Source organism: Lachnoclostridium sp. An118, assembly GCF_002160985.1.
GTDB lineage: Bacteria > Bacillota > Clostridia > Lachnospirales > Lachnospiraceae > Claveliimonas > Claveliimonas stercoravium.
In genome coordinates, this window is sequence record NZ_NFLQ01000021.1 from 1 (window position 1) to 26,005 (window position 26,005).

At 54.3% G+C, this 26,005-nt stretch carries 29 protein-coding genes and 1 pseudogene; 6 read left to right on the top strand and 24 right to left on the bottom strand.

All coding sequences use genetic code 11. The features are described 5' to 3' along the window. Window positions 1–382: 382 nt before the first annotated feature. The 5 genes and pseudogenes from B5E62_RS14335 to B5E62_RS14350 all read right to left on the bottom strand — a co-directional run bounded on the left by B5E62_RS14335 (window position 383) and on the right by B5E62_RS14350 (window position 2,803). Complete coding sequence (locus tag B5E62_RS14335) at window positions 383–1,321, bottom strand: hypothetical protein (protein ID WP_242957957.1); 939 nt, start codon at window positions 1,319–1,321, stop codon at window positions 383–385. Window positions 1,322–1,399: 78 nt separating this feature from the next. Continuing rightward, window positions 1,400–1,468: pseudogene (locus tag B5E62_RS17775) on the bottom strand (zinc-ribbon domain-containing protein); the annotation flags it as partial. 10 nt (window positions 1,469–1,478) lie between these two features. Further along, window positions 1,479–1,778, bottom strand: a complete 300-nt coding sequence (locus B5E62_RS14340) for a hypothetical protein (protein WP_087175213.1) — start codon at window positions 1,776–1,778, stop codon at window positions 1,479–1,481. A gap of 1 nt (window position 1,779) precedes the next feature. Next, window positions 1,780–2,346 carry a zinc-ribbon domain-containing protein gene (locus B5E62_RS14345; RefSeq protein WP_087175214.1) on the bottom strand — a complete coding sequence of 189 codons (567 nt, stop codon included), beginning with the start codon at window positions 2,344–2,346 and terminating at the stop codon, window positions 1,780–1,782. Between the two features lie 49 nt (window positions 2,347–2,395). Continuing rightward, window positions 2,396–2,803, bottom strand: coding sequence for a hypothetical protein (locus B5E62_RS14350; protein WP_087175215.1), 408 nt, complete (start codon window positions 2,801–2,803; stop codon window positions 2,396–2,398). 124 nt (window positions 2,804–2,927) lie between these two features. On the opposite strand from B5E62_RS14350, the gene B5E62_RS14355 reads away from it, so the two are divergent. Then, window positions 2,928–3,164, top strand: a complete 237-nt coding sequence (locus B5E62_RS14355; RefSeq protein ID WP_087175216.1) for a helix-turn-helix domain-containing protein — start codon at window positions 2,928–2,930, stop codon at window positions 3,162–3,164. A gap of 75 nt (window positions 3,165–3,239) precedes the next feature. Here B5E62_RS14355 and B5E62_RS14360 read toward each other — a convergent pair whose 3' ends face one another. Then, window positions 3,240–3,989, bottom strand: a complete 750-nt coding sequence (locus tag B5E62_RS14360) for a serine/threonine protein kinase (protein ID WP_087175217.1) — start codon at window positions 3,987–3,989, stop codon at window positions 3,240–3,242. Between the two features lie 72 nt (window positions 3,990–4,061). On the opposite strand from B5E62_RS14360, the gene B5E62_RS14365 reads away from it, so the two are divergent. Next, on the top strand, window positions 4,062–4,484 hold the full coding sequence (locus tag B5E62_RS14365) for a hypothetical protein (RefSeq protein ID WP_087175218.1): 423 nt from the start codon (window positions 4,062–4,064) through the stop codon (window positions 4,482–4,484). On the opposite strand, the gene B5E62_RS14370 is transcribed toward B5E62_RS14365, so the two are convergent. Together B5E62_RS14370 and B5E62_RS14375 are read right to left on the bottom strand one after the other, a co-directional pair. Continuing rightward, window positions 4,419–5,183: a zinc-ribbon domain-containing protein gene (locus tag B5E62_RS14370; RefSeq protein WP_087175219.1), complete on the bottom strand. Its 765-nt coding sequence runs from the start codon at window positions 5,181–5,183 to the stop codon at window positions 4,419–4,421. The two genes, B5E62_RS14365 and B5E62_RS14370, sit on opposite strands and share 66 nt — an antisense overlap. A 21-nt stretch (window positions 5,184–5,204) precedes the next feature. Continuing rightward, window positions 5,205–6,488, bottom strand: a complete 1,284-nt coding sequence (locus B5E62_RS14375; RefSeq protein ID WP_330398142.1) for a PrsW family glutamic-type intramembrane protease — start codon at window positions 6,486–6,488, stop codon at window positions 5,205–5,207. A gap of 174 nt (window positions 6,489–6,662) precedes the next feature. Here B5E62_RS14375 and sigK point away from each other — a divergent pair, with 174 nt between their 5' ends. After that, on the top strand, window positions 6,663–7,280 hold the full coding sequence (gene sigK, locus B5E62_RS14380; RefSeq protein ID WP_087175221.1) for an RNA polymerase sporulation sigma factor SigK: 618 nt from the start codon (window positions 6,663–6,665) through the stop codon (window positions 7,278–7,280). Window positions 7,281–7,307: 27 nt separating this feature from the next. Here sigK and B5E62_RS14385 read toward each other — a convergent pair whose 3' ends face one another. The 8 genes from B5E62_RS14385 to mtaB form a co-directional block, all read right to left on the bottom strand. Beyond that, window positions 7,308–8,534 carry a peptidase U32 family protein gene (locus B5E62_RS14385; protein ID WP_087175222.1) on the bottom strand — a complete coding sequence of 409 codons (1,227 nt, stop codon included), beginning with the start codon at window positions 8,532–8,534 and terminating at the stop codon, window positions 7,308–7,310. Continuing rightward, window positions 8,531–9,184, bottom strand: coding sequence for an O-methyltransferase (locus tag B5E62_RS14390; protein WP_087175223.1), 654 nt, complete (start codon window positions 9,182–9,184; stop codon window positions 8,531–8,533). Before B5E62_RS14390 ends, B5E62_RS14385 begins: the two co-directional genes overlap by 4 nt. Before the next feature lie 98 nt (window positions 9,185–9,282). Then, complete coding sequence (locus B5E62_RS14395) at window positions 9,283–10,956, bottom strand: ribonuclease J (protein ID WP_087175224.1); 1,674 nt, start codon at window positions 10,954–10,956, stop codon at window positions 9,283–9,285. A gap of 18 nt (window positions 10,957–10,974) precedes the next feature. Next, window positions 10,975–11,448 carry a Fur family transcriptional regulator gene (locus B5E62_RS14400; protein ID WP_087175225.1) on the bottom strand — a complete coding sequence of 158 codons (474 nt, stop codon included), beginning with the start codon at window positions 11,446–11,448 and terminating at the stop codon, window positions 10,975–10,977. Window positions 11,449–11,454: 6 nt separating this feature from the next. Further along, a complete protein-coding gene (locus tag B5E62_RS14405) occupies window positions 11,455–11,712 on the bottom strand; it encodes a DUF1292 domain-containing protein (RefSeq protein ID WP_087175226.1) in 258 nt (85 codons plus the stop codon). A gap of 28 nt (window positions 11,713–11,740) precedes the next feature. Then, complete coding sequence (ruvX, locus tag B5E62_RS14410; protein WP_087175227.1) at window positions 11,741–12,190, bottom strand: Holliday junction resolvase RuvX; 450 nt, start codon at window positions 12,188–12,190, stop codon at window positions 11,741–11,743. Between the two features lie 6 nt (window positions 12,191–12,196). After that, window positions 12,197–12,460, bottom strand: a complete 264-nt coding sequence (locus B5E62_RS14415) for an IreB family regulatory phosphoprotein (protein WP_033125870.1) — start codon at window positions 12,458–12,460, stop codon at window positions 12,197–12,199. A 57-nt stretch (window positions 12,461–12,517) separates the two neighbouring features. Beyond that, the gene (gene mtaB / locus B5E62_RS14420) at window positions 12,518–13,846 is read right to left on the bottom strand and encodes a tRNA (N(6)-L-threonylcarbamoyladenosine(37)-C(2))-methylthiotransferase MtaB (protein ID WP_087175228.1); all 1,329 of its coding nucleotides are present in this window, start codon (window positions 13,844–13,846) and stop codon (window positions 12,518–12,520) included. Window positions 13,847–13,999: 153 nt separating this feature from the next. Between mtaB and B5E62_RS14425 the strand changes: the two genes are divergently transcribed. Then, window positions 14,000–14,230 (top strand): HPr family phosphocarrier protein, encoded by a 231-nt coding sequence (locus B5E62_RS14425; RefSeq protein WP_033125872.1) that lies wholly within the window; start codon window positions 14,000–14,002, stop codon window positions 14,228–14,230. Between the two features lie 142 nt (window positions 14,231–14,372). Here the strand turns inward: B5E62_RS14425 and thiI are convergent, their stop codons facing one another. The 6 genes from thiI to B5E62_RS14455 form a co-directional block, all read right to left on the bottom strand. Next, complete coding sequence (gene thiI / locus B5E62_RS14430; RefSeq protein ID WP_087175229.1) at window positions 14,373–15,557, bottom strand: tRNA uracil 4-sulfurtransferase ThiI; 1,185 nt, start codon at window positions 15,555–15,557, stop codon at window positions 14,373–14,375. Between the two features lie 65 nt (window positions 15,558–15,622). Beyond that, window positions 15,623–16,780 (bottom strand): cysteine desulfurase family protein, encoded by a 1,158-nt coding sequence (locus tag B5E62_RS14435; RefSeq protein ID WP_087175230.1) that lies wholly within the window; start codon window positions 16,778–16,780, stop codon window positions 15,623–15,625. A gap of 41 nt (window positions 16,781–16,821) precedes the next feature. Continuing rightward, window positions 16,822–17,559 carry a 16S rRNA (uracil(1498)-N(3))-methyltransferase gene (locus tag B5E62_RS14440; protein ID WP_087175231.1) on the bottom strand — a complete coding sequence of 246 codons (738 nt, stop codon included), beginning with the start codon at window positions 17,557–17,559 and terminating at the stop codon, window positions 16,822–16,824. Then, a complete protein-coding gene (prmA, locus tag B5E62_RS14445; RefSeq protein ID WP_087175232.1) occupies window positions 17,560–18,513 on the bottom strand; it encodes a 50S ribosomal protein L11 methyltransferase in 954 nt (317 codons plus the stop codon). Window positions 18,514–18,572: 59 nt separating this feature from the next. Then, window positions 18,573–19,133 carry a manganese efflux pump MntP gene (locus B5E62_RS14450; protein WP_087175233.1) on the bottom strand — a complete coding sequence of 187 codons (561 nt, stop codon included), beginning with the start codon at window positions 19,131–19,133 and terminating at the stop codon, window positions 18,573–18,575. A gap of 293 nt (window positions 19,134–19,426) precedes the next feature. Next, a complete protein-coding gene (locus B5E62_RS14455) occupies window positions 19,427–20,002 on the bottom strand; it encodes a DNA alkylation repair protein (RefSeq protein WP_087175234.1) in 576 nt (191 codons plus the stop codon). 174 nt (window positions 20,003–20,176) lie between these two features. Here B5E62_RS14455 and B5E62_RS14460 point away from each other — a divergent pair, with 174 nt between their 5' ends. Together B5E62_RS14460 and B5E62_RS14465 are read left to right on the top strand one after the other, a co-directional pair. Further along, a complete protein-coding gene (locus B5E62_RS14460; RefSeq protein WP_334293350.1) occupies window positions 20,177–21,892 on the top strand; it encodes an ABC transporter ATP-binding protein in 1,716 nt (571 codons plus the stop codon). A gap of 3 nt (window positions 21,893–21,895) precedes the next feature. Further along, window positions 21,896–23,743, top strand: coding sequence for an ABC transporter ATP-binding protein (locus B5E62_RS14465; protein ID WP_087175236.1), 1,848 nt, complete (start codon window positions 21,896–21,898; stop codon window positions 23,741–23,743). 98 nt (window positions 23,744–23,841) lie between these two features. Here the strand turns inward: B5E62_RS14465 and B5E62_RS14470 are convergent, their stop codons facing one another. Both B5E62_RS14470 and B5E62_RS14475 read right to left on the bottom strand, forming a co-directional pair. Beyond that, entirely contained in the window at window positions 23,842–24,660 is an 819-nt protein-coding gene (locus tag B5E62_RS14470) for a DNA-3-methyladenine glycosylase family protein (protein WP_087175237.1), read from the bottom strand. Window positions 24,661–24,832: 172 nt separating this feature from the next. Continuing rightward, window positions 24,833–25,915: a DnaJ C-terminal domain-containing protein gene (locus B5E62_RS14475; RefSeq protein WP_087175238.1), complete on the bottom strand. Its 1,083-nt coding sequence runs from the start codon at window positions 25,913–25,915 to the stop codon at window positions 24,833–24,835. Window positions 25,916–26,005 lie beyond the last annotated feature (90 nt).

Consider the following 26,005-nt stretch of genomic DNA (forward strand, 5'->3'; position numbering starts at 1 on the left):
TTTAGTTCCTGACCACTCCTATATCGGGGAATGGTCTGTTAAGGTTGCCTTTTTTGCTCTGTTGTAACAAATTTAACTTTTTTTATATCACCTCTTGACATTTCTTAGCTGGACTTTACCGCACATATCGCACTGACACTGCGCTCCTATCGTGCTTTTGCTCTTTTTGTCTGCTTCCTTATGAAATCCTCCGGGCGAACTGCCCTGGAATACATGATCATCTGATAACAATTGACTAATGAAATAATTTGAATGTAAGAAAGTATTTACAGTATACGCTTGTTACGTAGACTTATCAAGCGTTTTTTCAATATTTTATGGGAATATCAGAAAATGGGCGCACGCCATTTTTCTCTGATATTCCCATACACCACATCGATCTTTAAAGCTGATAATAGTCTCCCACCGTGCAGACAAAATTCATCCCATTCGGCGCATTGACCACCAGATCCAGCCTCACGGCGCCGCTGTTGGGATTTCCAGAAGGAACGCCCTCAAAGGAGACAAAGTAGCACTCGTGCTGTTTTGTGAGGAACATGACGATACTATACGGATCGTCAAAATAATCCGAAGTGCGGATGGCTGATTTGATCGCAGCCTCCACCGCCCCCTGGTATTTATTTACATGGGCCCCAAAATCGTCCCACAGCCCCTCATAATAGGTAAGATTTGCAAAGGTCTCCGAGACAAGCGACCTATTCGCCTGCTCCTCCTGAGCCTGCTGGTCTTCTCTTGCCTTCTGGTCCTTTTTCTCCTGGACGACAGCTTCATATTCTGACAGAAGGTCCGCATTGGTCACCAGCTTCTTCTGGTCATCTGTCAGCTTATCATAAGCGCTGCGGATTTCCTGGATGGAAGTGTCATCATATGCAAGGGCATCCTTGTTGACACTGTCCAGTCTGTCGATGATTTCCTGGGCCTTCTCCTTGTCCTCCTCTTCTTTCTTTAGTTTTTCCAGAGAAGCGGCAGCCTCCTCCAGCTTGTCATAATTTTTGACGAGCTTTTTCTGGTCAGCGCTGAGCGCATTGTATTCCTTCTGGATGTCGTTCAGGTCGTCTTCACTGTCCAGAGTAATCTCATTTTCCAGAGCAGAATTGATCAGGTTGACCACTCTCTGTGCCTTTTCTTCGTTCTCTTTTTGCTCCATATACTGAGTCACCATAGGGTATATGACGAGTGTTCCAACGGCTGTACCCGCTGCGATCACGCAGATACACACCGAAAGAATGATATAGAGCTTTTTTCCGGATTTCGGGGAAGGCACGGACTGCTCCTGCTCCGGTGCCTGTCCCGCAGCTGTGGTAGACTCTTCCGCTGGCACAGGACTCTGTTCTGCCTCTATTGCTTCGTCTGTATCTTTCTGTATCTGATAGCGTTCTTCTTCATCTATGACATCTGTTCCACATTGAGGGCAAAATTTTTCTTCATCGGATAACTCTGCTCCGCATTGTTCACAATATTTACTCACTTTCTACTCCTTATATATCTAACTTGTCCGAAGAAAACATTCCGAAATTTAAAAGAATGTCTGTGCTAGTAACATAGTAACTCATTCCTTCATATTCATATCTCCCCGCGACTCCATTCTCCGCAGCAACCATCAAAGGAGTTTCTCTTTCTATAGAAAGTATACTTCTTATTGCATCTATATCATTTTCTGATAATGTTGGCGCAAAAGTCTGGATTAATGAATCTAAAACCACATTTTGAAAATCATCACCGTCGAAAAGATACTTTGTGCTCATTCCAAATTCTACACCTACAACCATTCCATTCATGTCAACATCTATAATAATCTCTCCCAGAATTTCCTCTGTTCCTCCCACACTCTGATAAGGATAAACATATATATATCTTATAACATCCTCCCTTAAATAGTGGCATTGGTGTATCATCCTTTAACATCTCATCCATTGATATAGGTTGCCACTCACTCATTCCATTTTCTGCAAATTTATTTTGTGATATTTCATTATAACTCTCAACAAAACTTGACAGACTGATTTCGTTACCATCCTGGCTGCTGATTGAAAAAAACCCAATCACCAAACAAACCGCACACACTATACTCACTGCAATTTTTAAAACCTTTCTCCAGTCCGTATACTTCCACATCAAATACAGGCCAACCGGGAAGAAAATGATCAGTAAAGCAATAATCCATCCTGTTTTTTGATACCATTTCTTTTCCTGTTTAGGCATCACAGTGTTTATAGAGCCATTTTGGACATTTACAGTATTCACTGGATTGCCAGGTATCCCTTCTTCCAGCTTTGTGCCACATGAAGTACAAAATCTAGCAGTCTCTCTTAACTCTTTTCCGCATTTTGGACAATTTTTTCCCATGCTGCTATCCCCCTCCTATTGCAGGATATCAATATATTCTGCTGTGCTGTTAGCTTTTTAGTAACTCCGCGATCTGATTTATAATCTCCACACTTCGTTCCTGATACATTGTCGTAGTGGACCCATCATTCTTCCTGTCTTTTTTTATATCAACTGGCTGATCTGTCATATCCTTAATCCAGTTAATTATAATGCCCTCTCTGCCTTCCATTCCGTTCTCCAAACATACCCTACAGTCGGTTGCAATACCAATTGCCTTGATTTTTATGGGTTGATTTAACATAAACCTGGCTTTGATAAATACAATATCTCCCGGCTGAACTGAGCGCAGCATCTGATAATATTCCGGATGTGCCTCTTCCGGATATCCAATAATTACACGACCTCTTTTAAAAAATTGTTTTGCCTTGTCTTCCCCTCCACCTGGAAAATAAGCTCCAATCCCCCACACTGCCATTTCGCTATCCTCCTCTTTGTTTATATGCTCAATAACAGGTCAATTTCACCCTATTGTCAATAGGTCTCACTGCCATAATTAAAAGCAAAAAAGCATATCCTATTCTCAGTAAGGAGGCAGTTCTATGTCGCGTTTGAAAGAACTCAGAAAAGAACTTGGCTATACTCAGATCAAAATGCAGCACCTCACCGGGATAGACCAGAGCGATTACTCGAAAATCGAGAACGGCAAGCGCTATTACACCTTTGAGCAGTGCCGGAAGATTGCTCTCGCGCTGAACACAAGCATGGACTATCTCTCTGGTCTGACTGATGAAAAAAAGCCATATCCCCGTTCCGGGTCTTCCTCTTCGGAGAAATGATCCCCCGGTCACGACAAAAGGACTGCCCGTCTACTATTGTAGTAGAGGACAGTCCTCTTGTACTAAGCTGCCAGCTTAGTCCGCTATTTTTTTCAGAGCCTTTCGGATTTCAAGCACATTTTCGCATCGCTTTCCTGGATTTACCATGATACATTTTTCAATCAGCTTTCCCGTCCTGCCCCTGGCCTGCATTTTCACGGGATGCACGCCTGTCAGCATGACGTTCATTAAAATGCCCAGGGCGTAGATGTCTGTCCGCTCGTCGGACTGGGCTTCCCCGTACTGTTCCGGCGCCGCGTATCCGACTGTGCCCAGCGTTGTTGTGTCTCTCTCCACAGAGGGCTTGAAAATCTTCGACGAGTCAAAATCGATCAGCTTGACAACGCCGTCATTTTGGATCATCACATTTTCCGGTTTAATATCCCTGTGTATGATATGTCTCTCGTGCAGGGCATGGAGTCCCTCGCAGAGCTGTATGATCGTTCCGCACATCTCTTTTACCGTAAAAAGCCTTTTCTCCAAGACGTCCGCTATGGTAACCCCGTCCACATACTCTTCTATGACCAGGGTATCCCTGCCGTCAAAGGTCGTCTCATACACTTCCGCGATATTTCTGCTGCGGAAAAGGCAGAGGCTGTCGTACACCGGCTGTCTTCCTCGTATCCGGCGGTACACGATGTGCTGTCCGCTCTCCCTGTGCCTGTAGAGAAGGATTTCTTTTCTGTCACTGCGCCGCAGAACTGCGGCAGGCTCATAATACTGGGCCAGCTCTCCCTCCAGCCATCCGGCAAAGGGCTGTCCCGAGGCATCCTGAACCGTATCCATACTTATTTCCTCCTGTTTCTCCGATTGAAATCTCCCCCGCGCCGTGCTATACTTTCTGCCGAGGTGATATATATGCTCAAAAAGCCAACCAATGAACTGATGGATGCCCTGACCCGGAACAGCTCCATCGACAGCTATCTGAATAAAGAGAAGGAATTCCTGATCGACATGTCTGTCAGCGAAATGCTCGGTTTCCTTCTTCAGGAGAAAAATCTCCAGAAATCAGCCGTCATCAAAAAAGCGCAGCTCAACGAGATTTACGGCTACCAGATCTTTGCGGGAAAAAGGATGCCGTCCAGAGACAAGCTGATCGCTCTTGCCTTCGGCATGGAGCTGTCCCTTGAAGAGACGCAGCAGCTTTTAAAATACGCCGGCTTCTCACCACTCTATCCAAAATCCGACCGGGACAGCATTATCATCTGGAGTCTCCTACATCATCTGGATGTCATCCGGACCAACGAGTGTCTGTTCGACCATTCCGTAGCGACTCTGTAGGATCCTGTAATACTGGATTTTGGCAATCCTGTCATTTTCGTCCCACGTGATATAGAGAGCCGGAGCATCCTGTCTGCCGTCAAAGCGATAGTAATACTCTTCCTCACCGTAATTCTGGTCCGGGCTTCCCAACGCCTCCCTCACCTGTTCCTTTTGCGTGTCCGCATTATAGCCGAACACGCCGTAGCTTTTCTTCTGCCCCTCATCCGCATTTGAATAATCAATCTCAATATTTACCACTTCTCCGTAATCTGTTGTATATATCTTCACCAGGTCATAGACATGGACAATATAACCCTCGTCCTCATACGCCTCCTGCGTCTCCGCCCCCAGGTCCATCTGTCCGCAGAGGGTCTCATAGTCTACCAGGCTGTCCCGGAAATCACAGGCAATCTCCTCGTTAAACGGCAATTCCTCTCCTGTCCGGAACATGCGGTCCATCCACTCCTGTCTCGCCTGTTCCTGTTCTTCCTCATATGCCTGCATTTCCCTCCGGAGGGAATACACGGCAAAAATGCCTCCCCCGGCCAGCGAAAGGACTGCCAGGACGAGCAGTGATAAAAGAATGGTTTTCTTCTTGATCCGCTTTTTCTCTTCGGCTGCAAATACACTCTCAGCCTTCGGATACACATATCCGCATTTCGGGCAGAAATGTGCCGTCTCCGGCAGGCTCTCTGTGCATACAGGACACTTTTTCATAAATCCCCCTGTTTTCCTCTGTCACATATTTGCATTTCTCTTCTGCCTTCTTGCCCGCTCTGACACCGCGGACACCTGCCGCAGGCCGGAGCTTAAAAGCACCAGGACGATGACCACTGCCACGGCGCAGAGCACCCATTGCACAAGGTGGACGGACTGTCCCAGCGTGATGGGCATATCCCAGACAGCGTGAAGGGCGATCACAAGGAACAAAAATTTCAGGAATTTGGGGTCCAGATACATTTTCCTGTCAAAGGGTCTCTCCCCCTTGGCGATGACAAGGCCCGCCGTGGAGATGGCCGCCCACAGCGTATGTCCTCCTATGGCCAGTGCTCCCCGCAAGATCAGCACGTCTATCATGTTCGGGATGCCTCCGTACAGAAGGGCCGAGAAGGCGTAGCCTGCGGTCTCGAACACCGCAAAGCCGGCCCCCACGCAGGCGCCCAGGAGCAGTCCGTTCAGGATGTAGGAGGTGTTCCGCTTCTTCACGTAGTGGCCCGCCACCACGATCTTTCCAACCTCCTCCACGATGCCCACCAGGATGGCCCCGGTGTAGTTCAACTCTCCCACATAGATGTAGCCGTACAATATGAGTGTAAAGATCAGTGACATGACGCCGCCAATGAAGAAAATGCTCACCACGTCAAAAATGCTGATGTTCCTCGGGATGTTTGTCTCCCAGAAAAATATCACCAGGGAGAAGGGCACGATCAGGGCCCCTATGAACATGGCGCCGGGTATGGCGTTGGTGTTGGAAAACTGCAGTATCATCACAAGGAGCCCTGCAAACACCACGAGGAACATGAGGAAGATCCTGGCGAAGAGCCAGGGATTGGGCCAGTCCGCCGTCATGTTCTCCGGCGCCGGGGTGGTCTTTTTTGTCCCGCTGATGAAGAGCTCCTCCCGCTCTTCCACAGTGTGGCGCCTGAACACCTCGCTCACCAGCTCCCGCAGGCGGATGTCCGTCTTTCCCTCCTGGCCTGTCATATCATTGATGGCGTCCACGAATTTCCCCACTCCGCTCTTGGACATGGATATGAACTCATCCTTCGTAAATCCGCCGCCGGCCTGGCCTGTATTTTGCTGACCTGCGTTCTGCCACCCCGCGTTCTGCTGAGGCCCGGGTCCGCCCTGGCTCAGGCTCCTGCCGCACTCGGGGCAGAACCTGTCCCCGCTCTCCACCTTTGCCCCGCACCAGAGACAGAAAAGCTGCCGCTCCTCAAATCTGTACCCGCACTGGTTGCAGAACTTCGCTGTATCACTCATTTCCTTTCCGCATTTCGGACATATCCTGCTCATTCTCATCCCTCCATCGTCTTTTAACTGTCACAGGCAGCATCCCGTCTCCTGCGTTCTCTCTACCATTATAGTCTCCCCCGGCGCTGCAGTCCAACAATAATTTCTTCTTCCTTTTGGAAAAGCACAAAACTCCTCATTTTGACATAGACTGTAATTAACCACGCCAGAGAGGTGCTTCATTTGAAATCCTTTCCACAACCACTGACAGCGGCCGAGGAGCAGTATTATCTGCAGAAATATACGGAAGGTGACCAGGAAGCGAAGCACATTCTGATCGAGCGGAACATGCGCCTTGTGGCGCATATTGTCCGGAAATATCAGTCCATGGACGAGGAGACGGAGGACCTTCTCTCCATCGGGACCATCGGTCTTATCAAGGGCGTCGTGACGTTCAACCCTGACAAGGCCGTACGGCTTGGTACCTACGCCGCAAGATGCATAGAAAACGAAATCCTCATGTACCTGCGCACCCGGAAGAAGTCTGCCCGGGACGTATCCCTCTACGAGCCCATCGGCACGGACCGGGAGGGGAACGAGATACAGCTTTTTGACATCATCGAGTCAGACGCAGACGACGCCCATGAAAAGGTCGCCCTTGGCGACGATATCCGGCTTCTCTATTCCAGGATAGAAACCGTTCTCTCTCCCCGGGAACGGCTTGTTCTGAAAATGCGCTACGGTCTCTACAACGGAGATGAATTTACACAGCGGGAGATTGCCAAGAAGCTTGGGATCTCCCGTTCTTATGTCTCCAGGATAGAAAAGAGCGCAATAGAAAAGCTGCGGGACTATTTTTAAACCCGCAGCTTTCTTTTTCATTTCCCTTTATCCTTCTTTTCTTCTCAGGATATCATAGAGGTCCGCCTCCGCTCCCAGGTCCACATAGATGGTCTGCTTTGCGTGGGGCGCGCTCTCCTGCTCCTGCCCGTCCTCATTTACGATGCGGCGGACAGTCACTTCCACATTTCTCCCGTCCGGCTTCATGATCTCAATCTGTTCGCCCACGGAAAATTTATTTCTCTGCTCTATCCGGTAGAGCCCGTCCTTCTCCCCGCCGATGATACCCAGATAGGTGTAGTCCTTTGCGTAGGTATTGTTGTCGTAGATCTGGGCGCTCTCATCCGGCTTTCCAAAGTAAAACCCGGTGGTGAACTGCCGGTAGGTGCAGTTTGATATCTGATCCAGATACCAGGGCATATTTTCCTCGTATAGAGCCGGGTCCTCCAGGTAATCGTCTATGGCCTTGCGGTAGGTCCGGGCCACTGTGGCCACATAGAGGGCTGTCTTCATCCTGCCCTCTATCTTGAAGCTGTCGATGCCCGCGTCGATGAGCTCCGGTATATGTCCGATCATGCACAGGTCCTTAGAGTTGAAGATAAACGTGCCCCTCTCATTTTCATAGACAGGCATGTACTCCCCGGGCCTTGTCTCCTCCACGATGGAGTATTTCCAGCGGCAGGGGTGGGTGCAGGCTCCCTGGTTGGCGTCCCGCCCGGTAAAATAATTGCTCAAAAGGCATCTGCCGGAGTAGGAGATGCACATGGCTCCGTGGATAAAGCTCTCAATCTCCATCTCCTCCGGTATGTTCCGGCGGATTTCCTTTATCTCTTTCAGGGAGAGCTCCCGGGCTGTGACAACTCTCCTGGCCCCCTGCTTCCACCAGAAATTAAAGGTCCCGTAATTGGTGTTGTTGGCCTGGGTGCTGATGTGCCGCTCGATTTCCGGGCACACCTCCTTTGCGATCTCAAAGACCGCCGGGTCGGCGATGATGAGGGCGTCCGGCTTCATTTCCCGCAGCTCCTCAAAATATTCCCGCACACCGGGAAGGTCGCCGTTGTGGGCCAGGATGTTGGCCGTCACATGGACCCGCACGCCGTGGTCGTGGGCAAAGCGGATGCCCTCCGCCATGTCCTCCCGGGAAAAATTTTTCGCCTTGGCCCGCAGGCCGAAGGCCTCGCCGCCTATATACACTGCGTCCGCGCCGAAGACCACAGCGGTCTTCAGCACCTCCAGGCTGCTGGCCGGGATGAGCAGTTCAGGATGTCTGTTCATAGTGTCTTTCCTTTCTTTACGCTGACTGCCAGCCCGTCCCCCAGGGGGAGGATACTGGTCAGGAGCCGTTCATCGTGCTTCAGCTGGTAGAGGTACTCCCTCATTCTCTTGTGGATGGTCCGGTTGCGCCTCTCCACCGCAAAGCGGGACTCCATGACGTCCCCGTCCTGGAGCACATTGTCCGTCACAAGGACGCCGCCCTCCTCCAGGAGCCGCAGCGCCTCCGGCAGGTAATGGATGTACTGTGCCTTGGCCGCGTCCATGAAGATGAGGTCAAAGGGCCTCTCCAGGTTCCGCATCACCTCCAGGGCGTCCCCCTCCAGGAGGGTGATATCCTTCTCCTTCCCGGCCCGGCGGAAATTCTCCCTGGCAATGGGGATCCTCTTTTCATAGTTCTCTATTGTCGTGATATGGCACCCCTCCGGGGCGTAGGCGCTCATCAGGAGAGCCGAGAAGCCCACCGCCGTCCCAAGCTCCAGTATGCTGCCAGGCCTCTCGATCTGCAGCAGCACCTTCAGAAAGCTCTGGGTCTCCTTGCGGATGATAGGCACATGGTCCGCCAGCGCCCTCTCCTCGATTTCCTCCAAAAGCGGGCTTTCCGGCGTCTCCAGGGAATGGATAAATGTCGTGATTCTCTCATCAATGATCATATCTGCACACCCGTTTATACACAATTACACACCAGTTACGTTAATTTGGGACGTAATACTTTTAAAAAGTATTACGTCCCCTTTTACACTTTTTCAAATTATCTGTCTACATCCATAATTATCGGTAAGATCATGGGTCTTCTCTTGGTCCTCTTCCAGATGAACTCGTTCATCGTGTCGCGGACAACCAGCTTGATCTTGCTCCAGTCCGCGCCTCTCTGGCGGTGGAGACAGTTGTCCACTGCGTCCACAAGGACTTTCCTTGCGTCCTCCATCAGTCCCTCGGACTCCCGCACATAGACGAAGCCGCGGGATACGATGTCCGGTCCGGCCAGGAGACGGTTGGTCTTCTTCTCCAGGGTCATGACCACGATGAGGATACCGTCCTCTGCCAGGTGCTGACGGTCGCGAAGAACGATATTTCCCACGTCGCCGACGCCAAGTCCATCTACCAGCACTTCTCCGGTGTGGACTTTGTCCACCACCTTGGCCTCCTTGCTGTCAAGCTCCAGCACGTCACCGGACTGCAGCATGAACACGTTCTCCTTGGGAATGCCAAGGGACAGCGCCAGGCCCGCGTTGGCCTTTCTGTGGCGGAACTCGCCGTGGATGGGGATGGCGTACTTCGGTTTCACAAGGGAGTATATAAGCTTCAGCTCCTCCTGACAGGCATGTCCGGATACGTGGGCATCCTGGAAGATCACGTTGGCCCCCTTCTCGGAGAGCTCATTGATGACCTTGGAGACGGATTTCTCATTTCCCGGAATGGGATTGGAGCTGAAGATAACCGTGTCTCCGGGCATGATAGTCACTTTCTTGTGGATGTCCGCCGCCATCCTGGACAGGGCCGCCATGGACTCTCCCTGGCTTCCTGTGGTGATGAGCACTGTCTTCTCCGGCGGATAGTTCTTCAGCTGGTCAATTTCGATAAGGGTCTTGTCGGGCACATTCAGGTAGCCCAGCTCCTGGGCTGTGGAGATGATGTTCACCATGCTCCGGCCCTCCACGACCACCTTCCTGTCATACTTGTAGGCAGAGTTGATGATCTGCTGCACGCGGTCCACGTTGGACGCGAAGGTGGCGATGATGATCCTTGTGTTCTTGTACTCCGCGAAAAGGTGGTCAAAGGTATGTCCCACCGTCCGCTCTGACTGGGTAAATCCTTTTCTCTCCGCGTTAGTGCTGTCCGACATGAGGGCCAGCACGCCCTTTTTCCCGATCTCGCCAAATCTCTGCAGGTCGATGGCGTCGCCGAAGACCGGTGTGTAGTCCACCTTAAAGTCTCCCGTGTGCACCACGATGCCCGCCGGCGAGTAGATGGCAAGGGCCGAGGCATCCTGGATACTGTGGTTTGTCTTGATAAACTCGATCCGGAACTGTCCCAGGTTGATGGACTGTCCGAACCTTACCACCTTTCTCCTTGTGCTCCTCAAAAGATTGTGCTCTGTCAGCTTTTTCTCAATGATACCCATTGTCAGCTTTGTGGCGTAGATGGGCAGGTTCATCTCCCTGAGCACGTAGGAGAGGGCCCCGATATGGTCCTCGTGTCCATGTGTGATGACAAAGCCTTTGACCTTCTGGATATTGTCCTTCAGATAGGTGATATCCGGGATGACCAGGTCGATTCCCAGCATATCATCCTCCGGGAAGGCCAGACCGCAGTCCACCACAACAATACTGTCTCCGTACTCAAAGGCAGTGATGTTCATTCCGATCTTTTCCAGACCGCCGAGCGGAATGATGCGCAGTTTTCCATTGTTTTCTTTTTTCAAGCTTACACCTCCATAGGTTTATTTTTCCGTTATCCTTTTTTCTTCACGGCATTTTTTGCACACGCCGTAAAATTTCAGTTCATGGTCGGTCACCTGAAAGCCTGTCTCCTTCTCAATATAAGCCTCCAGGTCCTCAAGAAGATCGTCTCTGAACGCAGAGACACTCCCGCACTCCGTGCATATCAAATGGTGATGGTGATGCCGATGTCCCTCCTGCTCATCCAGGAAATCCCCGATCTCATACCGCACGCATCCGTCGTCCAGCATGATCCGGTCCACAAGCTGCATGTCCAGGAGAAGCTGGACTGTCCGGTAAATAGTCGCAAGACCGATCTCCGGATAGTCCTCCTTTACCAGCTCAAAGATATCCTCCGCGGTCATGTGCTCATCTCCGTGCTCCGCAAGCACCTGCAGGACAAGGAGCCTCTGATTGGTCACCTTCAGGCCCTTTTCCTTCAGCATCTCTTTGAATTTTTCCTGGCTTATAGACATAGTACATTACCTTTCTATCTCGATATCCTCGAGCAGTTCTTCGAATACCTTCGACACAGCGGAAAGCTCTGTGTCATCCTCTACGATCTCGTAAATGCTTTCTGTATCTTCTGCCTCTGATCTGTCCTTCAGGATGAGACACTCCGCGTCTCCCTCCTCCGAGTCTGTGACCAGAATGTAGGACGTTCCATTGATGGTCGTCTGCTCCAGGACAAAAAACTCTGCCGTCTCCGCCCCGTCAGACCGAAATTTGATCTTTTCCATTACAATACACCTCAAAAAAATCCAGTATTTAAAGACGGTCCTCTCTGATGGCCGCCTCATGGTATTTCGAGTCCAGATATCCCTGCAATATAAAAACAGCCGCAATCTTGTCAATGTATTTCTTGCGGTCTTCCCTTCTCACGTTGCTCTCAATTAAAGTCCGCTCTGCTTCTACCGTGGTCAGACGCTCGTCCCACATAATGACCTCAAGGCCGGTACGCCGGCGCAGCATCTCACCGAATTCCAAAGATTTTTCCGCCCGATCTCCCACGTCGCTGTTCATATGGCGCGGCAGTCCGAGTACAATGCTCCCGACCTCATACTCCCGTATCAGCTCCTCGATGCGGGCACACGTCTTCCTCAGCTTGTTCTCGTCCTTGCGCCAGATGGTCTCAATCCCCTGTGCTGTAAGACCAAGGGGGTCGCTCACCGCCACTCCCACTGTCTTAGAGCCGTAGTCCAGTCCCATCACTCTCATACGAAATTATTCCCATCCGTGATACTTGATATACGCTTTCAGCATCTCTTCTACCAGCTCGTCTCTCTCCACCTTCATGATCAGGCTCCTGGCGCCGTTGTGGCTCGTGATATAGGTAGGGTCCCCTGACATGATGTAGCCGACGATCTGATTGACCGGATTGTAGCCTTTCTCGCTCAGTGCCTTGTACACGATTTCAAGTATATCCTTTGCCTGGATCTGCGGACCGCTTTCTACCTGGAAAAACTGGGTGTTGGTTAATTCTTTCATATACTCACGTCCTCCAAAAATACTTCATATTTATTCTACTCTATTCCATTCTGAAATTCAATGAATTATTTGTAAACGGTTCTCAATTTCTACATTTATCAACTGATTTGCCAAATTCTCTGTCGTTTTTTGTCCGACTTTCACATATTCCTTCGTGTGCCCCACCTGGTAAATGCCGTCCTCTCTCTCCACGGCCTCCTCCATCAGGACCTCCACGCATTTCCCTATGAGCCGGTCCTCATAGGCCTGCTGCTTGCGCCTTCCGAGGGCGATGAGCTGAGCGCTCCTTGCGTTCTTCACCTGCTCCGGCACCTGCCCCTCCATGGCGGCTGCCTTTGTCCCCTCCCGGCGGGAGTACTTGAAAATGTGGGTCTCGTAGAAGTCCACCTTATCCACAAAGGCCATGGATCTTTCAAACTCCTCCTCGCTCTCCTGGGGAAAGCCCACGATCACGTCCGTGGTCAGGGCCGGGTTGTCAAAATACTTCCGGAGGAGCTGGCATTTCTCATAATACTCCTCTGTCGTGTACCGCCGGTTCATGCGCCGCAGCGTCTCGTCGCAGCCGCTCTGCAAAGAGAGATGGAAATGGGGGCATATCTTAGGCAGCGTGGAGAGGGTCCGCGCAAATTCCTCCGTGATGATACGGGGCTCCAGGGAGCCCAGGCGGATACGGCAGATGCCCTCCACCTCATGGACAGCGCAGATGAGGGAGAGAAGGTCCTCCCCCTGGTCCAGGTCCAGCCCGTAGGAGCTCAAGTGGATGCCCGTCAGCACCACCTCCTTGTAGCCCTGCCCGGCCAGTGCGCGCACCTGGTCCACCACATCCTCCATACGCCTGCTGCGGACCCTCCCCCTGGCGTAGGGGATGATGCAGTAGGAGCAGAACTGGTTGCAGCCGTCCTGCACTTTGATGTAGGCCCGGGTGTGCTCGCCTGTACGGGTCAGGCGCATCTCCTCGTACTCCGGCGTGCGGCTGATATCGATGATGTCTCTTCTGCCCGCGCCTGTCTTCTCAGTCCCCGTCCCGTCTGTGTCATTCGCCTGTCTCTCCCGAAAAAACTCCTCCAGTATCCGGGCCAGCTCATGCTTTTTGTTGTTCCCGATGACAATGTCCACGCAGTCGTCCACTTCCCCGGCCTTGGCCTGGACATAGCAGCCCGCCGCCACCACCACGGCCTCCGGGTTCATCTTCCTGGCCCGGTGGAGCATCTGGCGGGATTTCCGGTCCGCCATGTTGGTGACCGTGCATGTGTTGATGACGTAGACGTCGGCCCGCTCGTCAAAGGGTACGATCTCGTAGCCGCTCTGCTCCAGTATTTCCTGCATAGCCTCCGTCTCGTAGGCGTTTACCTTGCATCCCAGATTGTGAAGTGCTGCCTTTTTCATTTCCAACCTCTCTTTTCTTCTGCTCTCGTGTAAATTGTTGTATGCTTTAACGAAATTTGCCCCAATTCTTTGGCAAATTGTTCCTTGACTTTTAATCCCTCAACTCTTAAGATGATTATAGAAACTGATTAAGAGATCAAGGAGGTTATTCCAATGAAAACAGTACAAATTTCTTTAAACTCAATCGACAAAGTTAAATCTTTCGTAAACGACATCACAAAGTTTGACTATGACTTTGATCTTGTATCCGGAAGATATGTCATCGATGCAAAATCCATCATGGGTATCTTCAGCCTGGACCTTTCCAAGCCGATCGACCTGAACATCCACGCTGACGCAGGCATCGATGAAGTGCTTGAGACTCTGAAGCCATACCTTGTATAATCGGACAGGTTTAAAGCGAACATATTAATACGCCGAAATGTGCTGACATTCCGGCGTATTTTTTATTTGACAGGGAACGGACTTTGTTCCCTGTCAGATAAAAACGCTCTGCGGGATGCCCCCTGGCTCCCCGGGGACAATGCTACCCCTGCACGTCTATGATCTCCACCGTGTCGATGGCCGTCTGTACCAGCTCGTCAATCTTCTCCGCCAGATTTTCCTCTGACCTGTGGATGATGTTGATGTTCGGCTTTGTCACCGGATGCTTTGCCACAAAGATGGTACAGCAGTCCTCAAAGGGCTGTATGGATGTCTCGTAGGAGCCGATCCGCTCGGACACTTCCACGATCTCCTTCTTGTCAAAACCAATCAACGGCCGGTACACCGGCAGGGTACACACCTCGTTGGTGGCCGCCAGGCTCTGCATGGTCTGGCTTGCCACCTGGCCGATGCTCTCCCCTGTGATGAGGCCCAGACAGCCGTCCTCCCTGGCAAAGTGCTCCGCAATCTTCATCATATACCTTCTCATGATGATGGTCAGCTCATCGTGGGGGCACTGGTCGTAGATGTAGAGCTGGATGTCTGTAAAATTCACCACATGGAGACGGATGGGCCCCGCGTAGGCCGCGATGATCCTGGCCAGGTCCACCACCTTCTCCTTGGCCCTCTCGCTTGTGTAGGGCGGCGCGTGGAAGTAGGTGGCCTCCAGGGCAACGCCCCTCTTGGCGATCATGTAGCCTGCCACCGGGCTGTCGATGCCGCCGGACAGAAGGAGCATGGCCTTCCCGTTTGTCCCCACAGGCATGCCTCCCGGCCCCGGGATGATCCGGGAGTAGACGTAGATGTCCTCCCTGACCTCGATGTTCAGCATCACATCCGGATGGTGCACATCCACCCGGATTTCGGGAAATGCGTCCAGGATGGCCTCCCCGATGTCGCAGTTGATCTCCATGGAGTTCTTCGGATAATTCTTCCGGCTCCTCCTGGCCTCCACCTTGAAGGTGATGTCTTTGTCCGGGTACAGCTCATCCATGTAGGCAACCACGTCCTTTTTCAGCTGCTCAAAGCCCTGGTCCTCAAGGCGCACCACAGGGCAGATGCCCACGATGCCGAAAACTCTCTGAAGGGCCTCCGTCACCTCGTCATAGTCGTAGGGGCCGTCACAGTCCACATAGATGCGGCCTCTCGTCTTGTAGACTTTAAAGCTGCCGTCCGCCTCCCGCAGGGCATAGCGGATCTGACGCACCAGAGCGTCCTCGAACATGTAGCGGTTCTTTCCCTTTATCCCGATCTCACCGTACTTGATCAAAAATGTGTGAAATGTCATAGTTCTTTCCTCTTTTCTTCCCGGTGTGCAGACCGACTGTCCCGGCACTCCCGCGGGCTCCGGTGTTACCGTCTCGTGTATCTGCGCAGTACTGGTACTAAATTATATAAGGTTTCCAGCGTGTAGTCAATCTCTTCTTCTGTTGTAAATTCTGACATGCTGAAGCGCAGCGTGGCGTCCAGATACTCCTTCTGGGCCCCGATTCCCTTCAGCACCCCGCTGATGGCCGGGTGGTTGGAGGCGCAGGCGGAGCCTGAGGACACGTAGATGCCCTTCTCCTCCAGAGCGTGGAGCAGGACCTCGCTCCTCACCCCGGCAAAGCCCACGCTGATGATGTGGGGCGCGCTGGTCTCGTCGCAGAGGCCGTGGATGGTGATGTCGTCCAGCTTCTGCACGCCGCCTATGAACCGGGCCTTCAGCGCCCGCATCCGCTCCACCTTCTCCTCCAGGCCGTCGTAGATGGTCTTTGCCGCCAGGCCAAGGCCCGCGATGCCGGGCACGTTCTCCGTCCCGGAGCGGATGTTCTTCTGCTGCTCCCCGCCGAAGACGATGGGCTTTATCTTCACCTGCTCGCCGATGTAGAGGGCTCCTGTCCCCTTGGGCCCGTGTATCTTGTGGCCGCTTAAGGTGAGCATGTCAATTTTCTCCTTCTTCGGGTAAATCCTGTATTTTCCAAAGCCCTGGACTGCGTCCACGTGGAACAGGATATCCTTATTATATGCCTTCACCATATCCGCCGCCTGCCGGATGGGCTGCACAGAGCCCACCTCGTTGTTCACGTACATGATGGACACAAGGATGGTCTCCGGACAGAGGGCCTCCTGCAGGGCATCCAGCTTCACTCTCCCGTACCGGTCCACCGGCAGGAAGGTGACGCGGAAATCCTCTTCCTCCTCCAGGTAGCGCATGGTGTTTAAGATCGCCGGGTGCTCGATGGAGGAGGTGATCAGGTGGTTGCCCCGGCGCCTGTTGGCCCTGGCCGCCCCGATGAGAGCCAGGTTGTCGCTCTCCGTGCCGCCGGACGTGAAGACGATCTCCTTGTCCTTCACCTTCAAAAGCTTTGCCAGTATTTCCTTTGTCTCTTTTATATAATGCTCCGCCTGCACTCCCTTGGCGTGCATGGAGGAGGGATTGCCGTAGTCCTGGCACATGACCCTGCGCACAAGGTCTCCCACGCAGTCGTAGGCACGGGTGGTGGCAGAATTGTCAAGATAAACTTCCATCAAAGATCACTCCTGTACTTTTTACTATTAATCTATGCGCCTCAGGGCTCCAGGTGATAGCCCAGGATGGCCAGCACCATGAGGGGCGCTGTCTCGGTGCGCAGGATACGCCTTCCCAGGGTGATGACCCTGGCACCGGCCTCCAGCGCCTTCTCCTCTTCCTCTCTCTCAAAGCCGCCCTCAGGCCCGATGAAGATGCCCACAGACTGGCCCGGCTGTATCTCCTCTATGACCTTTCTCGTGTAGTCCATGCCCTCTGCCAGCTCGTAGGGAAAGAGGACCACATCCAGACTGCCGGCCGCCTCCAGGGCCTCGTCAAAGCTGCACACCCCCTTCACCTCCGGGATGATGCCCCGGCCCGCCTGCTTGGCCGCGCTTTTGGCGATCTCGTTCCACCGCTTTACCTTTTTCTCCGCCTTGGGGCCGTCCAGCTTTACCACGGAGCGCTTCGCCGCCACGGGAACCACCGCGTAGGCGCCAAGTTCCACCGCCTTCTGCACCACCAGCTCCATCTTATCGCTCTTGGGAAGCCCCTGGAAGAGCCAGATGGGGGAGGGAAGCTCTGTATCCAGCTCTCTCTCCTCCTCTATCTCAAGCCGGGCCCGGCCCTCCTCATAGCCGCTGACCTGGCAGACATATTTGCGGTTGTTGCCGTCGCTGACCTCCAGCCTCTCGCCCGTTTTCATGCGGAGCACATTTTTCATGTGGTTCACATCAGAGCCTTCTATATAAATGTATGGCTTTTCCACCTGATCCGGCGTCACAAAAAAATGCTGCATCTATCGTTTCCTCGCTGTGACGGAGACCCACTCTCCCTGGTGGTGTACCTCCAGAAGCTCCATGCCGGCTTCCTTCACCGCCTCCACCACGGTCTCCTCCTTGTCATCTATGATCCCGCTTGTGATGTAAATGCCGCCGCTTTTCAGCTGGGCCTGTATCACCGGCGTCAGGGGCACCAGCACATCTGCCAGGATGTTGGCGGCCACAATGTCGTACTGCCCGTAGCCCACCTTGTCCTGGACCTCCCTGTCGTCGATGATGTTTCCGATCATGACCTCGTACTGGTCCTTCTCAATGCCGTTGACAGCCATATTTTCATGGGTGGCGTCAATGGCACAGGGGTCCAGGTCCGTGCCCACAGAGTAGCCCGCGCCGAACTTCAGGGCCAGCATGCCCAGGATGCCGCTGCCGCAGCCCACATCCAGGATCTTCATCCCCGGCTCCACGTATTTTTTCAGCTGCCGTATGCAAAGCTGAGTGGTCTCGTGCATGCCTGTGCCGAAGGCTGTGCCCGGGTCGATGTGGATGATCAGCTTGTCCTCGTCCTCCGGTTTTACGTCCTCCCAGGAGGGGATGATGAGCACATCGTCCACGGTAAACTGGTGAAAATACTGCTTCCAGTTGTTCACCCAGTCCACATCCTCGGTCTGGGACTCCTCGATGGATGCCTCCCCGATATCCACAAAGGCGGAGAGCTCCTCAAGCTCCGTGCGCACCTTCCTCAGCATCTCCTCCTTGTCGTCTTCCTCCTCCAGATAGAAGGTAATGTAGGCCACGCCGTCGTCCTCCTCAGCCTGGGGCAGGATATCCACAAACATCTGCTCCTTGTCCGACTGGGTAAGGGGGATCTTGTCCTCTATCTCCACTCCCTGGATGCCCAGCTCCATGAGGGAGCTGCTGACGATCTCCTCCGCCGCGGTCGTTGTCTTCAAGCGAAATTTATTCCATTTCATACCGTCTCACCTCTGTCTCCGCCTCTTCCCGGCGGGACATTCCTTTCCACATCAGTTTATCATATGAGCCCCAAATGCTCAACGAGGATTTTCACACCCAGACAGATGAGGATCAAGCCTCCCGCTATCTGGGCCCCCTTCTGCCAGCGGGAGCCGAACACATTGCCGATCCTCACGCCTGCCGCGGAAAGGATAAAGGTAGTCACGCCGATGAAAGACACCGCAGGCACGATCTCCACCTGCAGGAAAGCAAAGGTGATGCCCACCGCCAAGGCGTCAATGCTGGTAGCCACTGCCAGGGTCAGCATGGTCTTTACATCCAGGGAGTCGTCCGCCTCGCAGTCCTCCTCCCCAAAGGCCTCCTTTATCATGCTGGCTCCGATCAGTCCCAGCAGGATGAAGGCAATCCAGTGGTCTATGGAGGTGATGACCTCCTTGAACTGGCTCCCCAGGAGGTACCCGATGACCGGCATCCCTGCCTGGAATACTCCAAAATAAAGTCCCACGATCCCCGCCTTGGCCCAGGTGCATTTCTTCATGGCGAGGCCCTTACAGACCGACACGGCAAAGGCGTCCATGGACAGCCCCACCGCCATCAGAAAAAGTTCGATCAGTCCCATTTTCCTTCTCCTTTTGTCTTCTTTTGTTCTCTTTTATATCCCTCTTTGTCCCTTCCGGGGCCAGAAGCCCCTCTCCCCTGCCAGAGGCAGGGCGGATGCAGCGCGGGCAGTGCGTAAAAAAAGACCCATCCGCGGCAGATGCTCTCTCCGCGGATAAGTCTCATTATTTCAAGTAATGCCAGATGCCAGAGCGGCATCAGTATGTTGACAGTACTGCGCCCCAGGCGCCAACTACTCCCTTATCGCTTCTGTTCATTATAAGGAGAAGACCGGGGCTTGTCAATCATTTTTTATCAACTTTTCCCTTCCTGGCCTTCCCCGCTTTTCCTCCTCATAGTCCGGACCCGCTCCTTCATCTCCCGGTCCGCCCGCCCGGACTCACAGATCTTCTGCAGCGCCTTATGGTAGGTAAAGTCGTCCAGCCGGCAGTCCGCAAGAAAGGCCCCCGTCTCCTTGGGGAACTCCAGATAAAACATTGACAGGGCCCAGGCCACGGCCATCTTCACATAGTAGGAGTCATGGTCCACCCGCTCCAGCTCCGCCAGGGCCTCCCCCAGATACGCCCTGTCCACATAGTAGTCCAGCAGCAGTACCGCCCCGAAGCGGACCGTGTACTCCTCCCCGCTCCGGAGGCAGTCAAGGACAAAGGGCCAGAGCTGCGCCCGGTGCCTGCCGGCAATCTTCAGGGTGCTGCAGAAGCTGTCGCAGACAGACCAGTTGTCGATCTTTGGCAGGAACCAGCGTATCAGCCGCCGGGCCTCCCCCAGGCTCTCCAGATACTTCCGCATTTTCTCCCGGCTCTCCAGGCAGCCGGGAGGCAGGATGACAGGTGCATTTGCGGCAGATGCTTTTGTTTTATTTTTCGGCATACAGGTTCTCCTTTCCAGAGCTTATATCCATTTAAAAACCATTTTTACACTTGACCCGAAAAAAATCAAGCCTATCCGCCTCTGCCTTTCGCCCGGGACTGTGCTATAATGAGAGCAGTCTGATTTTTACAGAAACAGAAATTTTACACGAAACGGGGGATTATCTTGCAGGACCTGAAACGCGTTTTCACACACCTTGGACCATTTAAGAAGGAATTTATCCTCAGCATCCTGTTCATCATCGCTGAGACAGGCTTTGAGCTGACCATACCGCTGATCATGGCGGACATCATCGACGTGGGCGTCCAGACAAGGGACATCCACTACATCTGTATAAAAGGCGTGCAGATGGGCTTTTGCGCCCTCCTCTCCCTCATCACAGGGCTCCTCTATGCCAGATACGCCGCCAGAGCCGCCCTGGGCTTTGGCTCCGGCGTGCGGGAGGCTGAGTTTTCCAGGATCCAGTCCTACTCCTTTGCCAACCTGGACCACTTCAGCACCTCCTCCCTCATCACCCGCATGACCACGGACATCACCGTCATGCAGAACGCCATCACAGGAGGCCTGCGGCCCATGGTCCGGGGACCGGTGATGCTCATCATGGGGCTCTTCCTGGCCTTCTGGATGAACGCCGCCCTGGCCCTCGTGTTTGTGATCTGCACTCCTGTCCTGGCCTGCATCCTGTTTTTCATCGTGCGCAGGGTGGCGCCCCTGTACGGGAAGCTGCAGGTCTGCATGGACAGGGTCAACGCGGCCATCCAGGAAAACCTCACCGCCATCCGGGCTGTCAAGGCCTTTGTGCGGGAGGAGTACGAGGAGGAGGTCTTCGAGAAGGCCAACCGGGAGCTGGCGGACACAAGCCGCACCACCTTCCACTTTGCGGTGCTGAACCTGCCCGCCTTCCAGCTCACCATGTACACCTCCATCGTGCTCATCCTCTGGTTCGGCGGCGGCTTCATCCAGACCGGCAGCATGCAGGTGGGGGAGCTGACCGGCTTCTTGAGCTATGTACTCCAGATTGTCAACTCCCTCATGATGATATCCAACGTGTTCCTCATGCTGACCCGGTCACTGGCCAGCGCCCGGCGCATCAACCAGGTCTTCGACGAGACGAGCACCCTGTCTGACCCGGAAAATCCCTGCCATGTGATCCCGGACGGACAGATTGACTTTGACCACGTGTCCTTCAAATACAAAAAGGAAGCAAAGGAGTACACCCTCTCTGACATCGACCTCCACATTAAGGCCGGGGAGACAGTGGGCATCATCGGCGGCACAGGCTCCTCCAAGAGCACCCTTGTGCAGCTCATCCCCAGGCTCTACGACGCCACCGCAGGCTCTGTCCGGGTGGGCGGCCGGGATGTGCGCTCCTACAGCCTGGAGTCCCTCCGGGACGGGGTAGGCATTGTGCTCCAGAAAAACGTCCTCTTCTCCGGCACCATCCGGGAAAACCTCCTGTGGGGCAGCCCGGGGGCCACGGAAGACGAACTGCAGGCGGCCTGCCGCGCCGCCTGCGCCGACGAGTTCATCCGCACCCTCCCGGAGGGGCTGGACACCCGGCTGGACCAGGGAGGGGTCAACCTGTCGGGAGGGCAGAGGCAGCGCCTGTGCATCGCCCGGGCTCTCTTAAAGCAGCCGAAGATCCTCATCTTTGACGACTCCACCAGCGCCGTGGACACGGCCACAGAGAGCCGGATACGGGAGGCTCTGGAGGCCATCCCCTCCATGACAAAGCTGGTCATCGCCCAGCGTATCCTGTCCGTCATGCACGCGGACAAGATCGTGATACTGGACGACGGACGGATACACGCGGTGGGGACCCACCAGTCTCTCCTTGCAGAGAGTCCCATTTACCGGGAAATCTACGAGTCACAGAAAGGAGGCAGATAGGCCATGGCAACAGCGGACAGAAAGCGCCCCAAAAACCTGCGGCGCACATTTGGGAAGCTCCTCTCCTACATGGGCATGCATAAATTCCTGCTGGCGGCAGTGGCCCTTCTTGTCACCGTCAGCGCGGGAGCCAACCTGCTTGGCACCTACATGGTAAAGCCCATCATCAACCAGTATATCGTGCCCGGGGACGTGAAGGGACTCATCTTCGGCGTGGCGGTCACCGCCGCCATCTACCTGACCGGGGCGGCCGCGGCCTTCGGCTACAGCCAGACCATGGTAAAAGCCGCCCAGAAGATCATCTACGACATCCGCCGGGACCTCTTCCACACCATGGAAAAGCTGCCTCTCGGATACTTTGACTCCCACCCGGACGGGGACACCATGAGCCGCTTCACCAACGACGTGGACACCATCTCCGATGCCCTCAACAACAGCTTTGCCATGATCATCCAGAGCTTTATCCAGGTTGTGGGGACGCTGACCATCCTCTTCATCCTGAACTGGCAGCTCAGTTTCCTGGTTGTCCTCGGGTACGCCTCCATGTTCCTCTACATCCGCTACAGCGGGAAAAAGAGCACCTACTATTTCAATCACCAGCAGCAGTACCTGGGCGAGCTGAACGGCTACATCGAGGAGATGATCCGGGGCCAGAAGGTGGTCAAGGTCTTCAACCACGAGGCAGACAGCCTGAGGGCCTTCCACGAGAAAAACGCCCTCCTGCGGGAGGCGGGGACAAAGGCCACCGCCTACTCCAGCACCATGATCCCCATGGTGGTCAGCATCTCCTACATCAACTACGCGGTGGTGGCTGTCCTGGGCGGCCTGATGGCCATCTGGGGCCGCATCGACATCGGCACCCTGGCAAGCTACCTCATCTTTGTGCGCCAGTCCACCCTGCCGGTAAACCAGTTCACCCAGCAGTCCAACTTCATGCTGGCCGCCCTGGCCGGTGCAGAGCGGATCTTCGACATGATGGACGAGACGCCGGAGGAGGACGCAGGCCACGTAGTCCTTGCAAACGTCACGGTGGACAGTCAGGGAAACCTGGAAAAAAGCGCGCAGCGGACAGGAAAATGGGCCTGGGAGGACACCCGCACCCACGCCCTCACGCCCCTTCGCGGGGACGTCCGCTTTCACGATGTGTCCTTCGGGTACAGGGAGGACAAAAAGATACTGGACAAGGTCAGCCTCTACGCCAAGCCGGGCCAGAAGATTGCCTTCGTGGGCTCCACCGGCGCCGGGAAGACCACCATCATCAACCTAATCAGCCGCTTTTACGACATCAGCGGAGGCGCCATCACCTACGACGGCATCGACATAAGAGACATAAAAAAAGACGCCCTGCGAAGCTCCATGGCCGTTGTGCTCCAGGACACCCATCTCTTTACCGGCACCATTGCCGACAATATCCGCTTCGGGAAGCTGGACGCCACGGACCAGGAGGTGGAAAATGCTGCCCGCCTGGCCGGCGCCGACTCCTTCATCCGCCGGCTCCCGGACGGCTACAGCACCATGATCACCGGGGACGGGCAGCGCCTCTCCCAGGGGCAGCGCCAGCTCCTTGCCATCGCCAGGGCCGCTGTGGCCGACCCGCCGGTGCTGATCCTGGACGAGGCCACCAGCAGCATCGACACAAGGACAGAGAGCCTCATCGAGAAGGGCATGGACCGGCTCATGGAGGGCCGCACGGTGTTTGTCATCGCCCACCGCCTCAGCACGGTCCGCAACGCCAACGCCATCATGGTGCTGGATCACGGCCGCATCATCGAGCGGGGCGACCACCAGGAGCTGCTGGACCAGAAGGGCATGTACTACCAGCTCTACCACGGCATGTTCGAGCTCTCCTGACAGCCCCGGCCTTAAGCGCCGTCTCGGCGCCGTCCCAGCGCATCCCAGTACTGTCCCAGTGCATCCCGGTGCCGTCTCAGCGCTGTCTCAATACCGTCTCAGTGACGCCCATGCAGGTCGTAGTAAAAAATGTACTGCTGCAGCACCCCCTGGAAGCCCGCATACCGCTCAAAGGGAAAGCCCTCCGGGTACTGCTCCTCCAGCACCTTTTTGATGTGGGTGTCCACCGGAAAGGCCTCCAGATGGTGGAGGGCAAAGAGGCAGATGCAGTCCGCCACCTTGCCGCCCACGCCGCAAAGCCTCATAAGCTCTGCCCTGGCAGGGGGATAGTCCATCTCCTCCAGGGCCTCCAGGTCCACCTGATCTCCAAGGACCATTTCCACGGTCTTTCGGATATACCGGCTCCGGTAGCCCAGGCCCCCGGCCCGCAGGTCCGCCTCCGTGGCCTGGGCCAGCTCCCCCGGGCCGGGGAAAGAATAGTAGACCTTCCCCTCATCGGAAACGCACCTCCTGCCATACCTCTTTGCCAGGAACTGCACATTCCTTCTGATACGCCGGATGTTGTTCTGCTGGGAGATGATGAAGGTGACGATCATCTCCCACAGGTCCTGCCTGAGGATGCGGATGCCCCATCCAAAATCCGCCGCCCGGACAAGGTAGGCGTCCGCCGGGTCTATCCTCTTCTTGTACGCCCCGTAATCTTCCTCCAGGTCAAAATAGGGGCCCCAGAAATCCCGCAGCTCCTCTTCCCCGCAGTGAAACCGGAAGGCGTTCGCTTCTTCCGTCTCTTCTATTTTCAGGTACCTGTCCCCGGCCACAAGCTCCCAGACCCCTTCTTTTACCTCCTCCATGCGGAAGCACTGGCCGGAGGAGAGGATCTGCCCCGGGGAAAAATGCTCTTTTGTAACTGTTATCATGGTCTTCCTCTCTTATCGCTCTTTTGTCTTTTTATGATTTTACAGGTAAAGGGAGGCTTTTGCAATCCAAAATCAAGGTGCGCGGTCGCCCTCCGGGCGTATCGCACAAAAAAGGCGCCTGAAAACTCAGACGCCTTATTTGTATATCTATCTGTATCTATGTCAAAATGGCTTATGCCGCATTTCTTCCGTGGGCACTTGTGCCGTGGCCGCCGCTTCCCTGTCTTCCAGAGCCGCCTGCTGCCCGCTCATATTCTCTCAGCTTCTGCCTGGCCTCCTGGCTTAAGTTCCTGGGAACCTGGATCTGGACCGTCACATAGTGGTCTCCGTGTACAGCCGGGTCCTTCATAGAGACAATCCCCTTGCCCCGCAGCCGGATTTTTGTGCCGGACTGGGTGCCCTCATGGATCTTGCACATGACATTTCCGTAGAGCGTGTTTACAAGGGCCTCGCCACCGAATACAGCCATCGTAAAGGGAATCTGCACAGTGGTGTACACATCCATTCCCTTCCGCTCAAAGCCCGGCTTTGTCCCCACCTGTACCTTAAGGAGAAGGTCGCCCGGCTCACCGCCGCCGGTTCCCGGCATCCCCTTGCCCTTCAGGCGGATGCTCTTGCCGCTGTCAATGCCGGCCGGAATGTGGACCTGCAGAGTCTGGGCATTGCCCGACCCGGACGGGTCCTGGAAGGTAATGATCTTATCGCATCCAAAGGCCGCCTCGTCAAAGGACACCTCGGTCTGCGCCCGCAGGTCAGAGCCCTTCTGCCGGAAGGAACCGCCTCCGAAGCCTCCACGTCCAAAGCCGCCGGTCCCTCCGTAGTAGGACTGGCGAAAGCTGCTCCCGTCTCCTGTGTGGAAGCTGCCGGAAAATCCTCCTTTGTTTTTCCCGTGGAAAATATCTCCGAACAGGTCATCAAATATATCGCCCATATTGCCGTTTTCGAAATGGAATTCTCTGTAGCCGCCGTTGCCGGTATTATAGGCGCCTCCGGTGTACCCGCCTGCCCCCGCTCCGGCTCCGGTCCCGTCAAAGGCCGCATGCCCAAACTGGTCATACAGCTTCTTCTTTTCCGGGTCGCTGAGCACCGTGTAGGCCTCTGTTACCTCTTTAAACTTCTGTTCTGCCTGTGGATTTCCCGCATTTGTATCCGGGTGATATTTCTTTGCAAGCTTCCGGTACGCTTTCTTTATCGCATTTTGATCTGCGTTTCTGTCAACACCAAGCACTTCATAGTAGTCTCTCTTTGCTTCCATCTCTATCACCTCCCGATCATCCACATCCGTAAGCTGTCAAGATCTATATAAATTTCTATATTTATTTTAATATATTTGTTATATGTTATA

What these genes read in the sequence shown, in the direction of transcription:
- B5E62_RS14450 (WP_087175233.1), bottom strand. Translation starts at nt 19,133, where the DNA reads ATGGGACTGATCGAACTTTTTCTGATGGCGGTGGGGCTGTCCATGGAC.
- B5E62_RS14465 (WP_087175236.1), top strand. Translation starts at nt 21,896, where the DNA reads ATGGCAACAGCGGACAGAAAGCGCCCCAAAAACCTGCGGCGCACATTT.
- B5E62_RS14455 (WP_087175234.1), bottom strand. Translation starts at nt 20,002, where the DNA reads ATGCCGAAAAATAAAACAAAAGCATCTGCCGCAAATGCACCTGTCATC.
- B5E62_RS14345 (WP_087175214.1), bottom strand. Translation starts at nt 2,346, where the DNA reads ATGGGAAAAAATTGTCCAAAATGCGGAAAAGAGTTAAGAGAGACTGCT.
- B5E62_RS14390 (WP_087175223.1), bottom strand. Translation starts at nt 9,184, where the DNA reads ATGATCATTGATGAGAGAATCACGACATTTATCCATTCCCTGGAGACG.
- B5E62_RS14435 (WP_087175230.1), bottom strand. Translation starts at nt 16,780, where the DNA reads ATGGAAGTTTATCTTGACAATTCTGCCACCACCCGTGCCTACGACTGC.
- B5E62_RS14365 (WP_087175218.1), top strand. Translation starts at nt 4,062, where the DNA reads ATGCTCAAAAAGCCAACCAATGAACTGATGGATGCCCTGACCCGGAAC.
- B5E62_RS14400 (WP_087175225.1), bottom strand. Translation starts at nt 11,448, where the DNA reads ATGTCTATAAGCCAGGAAAAATTCAAAGAGATGCTGAAGGAAAAGGGC.
- prmA (WP_087175232.1), bottom strand. Translation starts at nt 18,513, where the DNA reads ATGAAATGGAATAAATTTCGCTTGAAGACAACGACCGCGGCGGAGGAG.
- thiI (WP_087175229.1), bottom strand. Translation starts at nt 15,557, where the DNA reads ATGACATTTCACACATTTTTGATCAAGTACGGTGAGATCGGGATAAAG.
- B5E62_RS14440 (WP_087175231.1), bottom strand. Translation starts at nt 17,559, where the DNA reads ATGCAGCATTTTTTTGTGACGCCGGATCAGGTGGAAAAGCCATACATT.
- B5E62_RS14370 (WP_087175219.1), bottom strand. Translation starts at nt 5,183, where the DNA reads ATGAAAAAGTGTCCTGTATGCACAGAGAGCCTGCCGGAGACGGCACAT.
- B5E62_RS14405 (WP_087175226.1), bottom strand. Translation starts at nt 11,712, where the DNA reads ATGGAAAAGATCAAATTTCGGTCTGACGGGGCGGAGACGGCAGAGTTT.
- B5E62_RS14475 (WP_087175238.1), bottom strand. Translation starts at nt 25,915, where the DNA reads ATGGAAGCAAAGAGAGACTACTATGAAGTGCTTGGTGTTGACAGAAAC.
- B5E62_RS14470 (WP_087175237.1), bottom strand. Translation starts at nt 24,660, where the DNA reads ATGATAACAGTTACAAAAGAGCATTTTTCCCCGGGGCAGATCCTCTCC.
- B5E62_RS14360 (WP_087175217.1), bottom strand. Translation starts at nt 3,989, where the DNA reads ATGGATACGGTTCAGGATGCCTCGGGACAGCCCTTTGCCGGATGGCTG.
- mtaB (WP_087175228.1), bottom strand. Translation starts at nt 13,846, where the DNA reads ATGAAAAAGGCAGCACTTCACAATCTGGGATGCAAGGTAAACGCCTAC.
- B5E62_RS14425 (WP_033125872.1), top strand. Translation starts at nt 14,000, where the DNA reads ATGAAAACAGTACAAATTTCTTTAAACTCAATCGACAAAGTTAAATCT.
- B5E62_RS14350 (WP_087175215.1), bottom strand. Translation starts at nt 2,803, where the DNA reads ATGGCAGTGTGGGGGATTGGAGCTTATTTTCCAGGTGGAGGGGAAGAC.
- B5E62_RS14355 (WP_087175216.1), top strand. Translation starts at nt 2,928, where the DNA reads ATGTCGCGTTTGAAAGAACTCAGAAAAGAACTTGGCTATACTCAGATC.
- B5E62_RS14415 (WP_033125870.1), bottom strand. Translation starts at nt 12,460, where the DNA reads ATGAAAGAATTAACCAACACCCAGTTTTTCCAGGTAGAAAGCGGTCCG.
- B5E62_RS14385 (WP_087175222.1), bottom strand. Translation starts at nt 8,534, where the DNA reads ATGAACAGACATCCTGAACTGCTCATCCCGGCCAGCAGCCTGGAGGTG.
- B5E62_RS14375 (WP_330398142.1), bottom strand. Translation starts at nt 6,488, where the DNA reads ATGAGAATGAGCAGGATATGTCCGAAATGCGGAAAGGAAATGAGTGAT.
- ruvX (WP_087175227.1), bottom strand. Translation starts at nt 12,190, where the DNA reads ATGAGAGTGATGGGACTGGACTACGGCTCTAAGACAGTGGGAGTGGCG.
- B5E62_RS14340 (WP_087175213.1), bottom strand. Translation starts at nt 1,778, where the DNA reads ATGAATGGAATGGTTGTAGGTGTAGAATTTGGAATGAGCACAAAGTAT.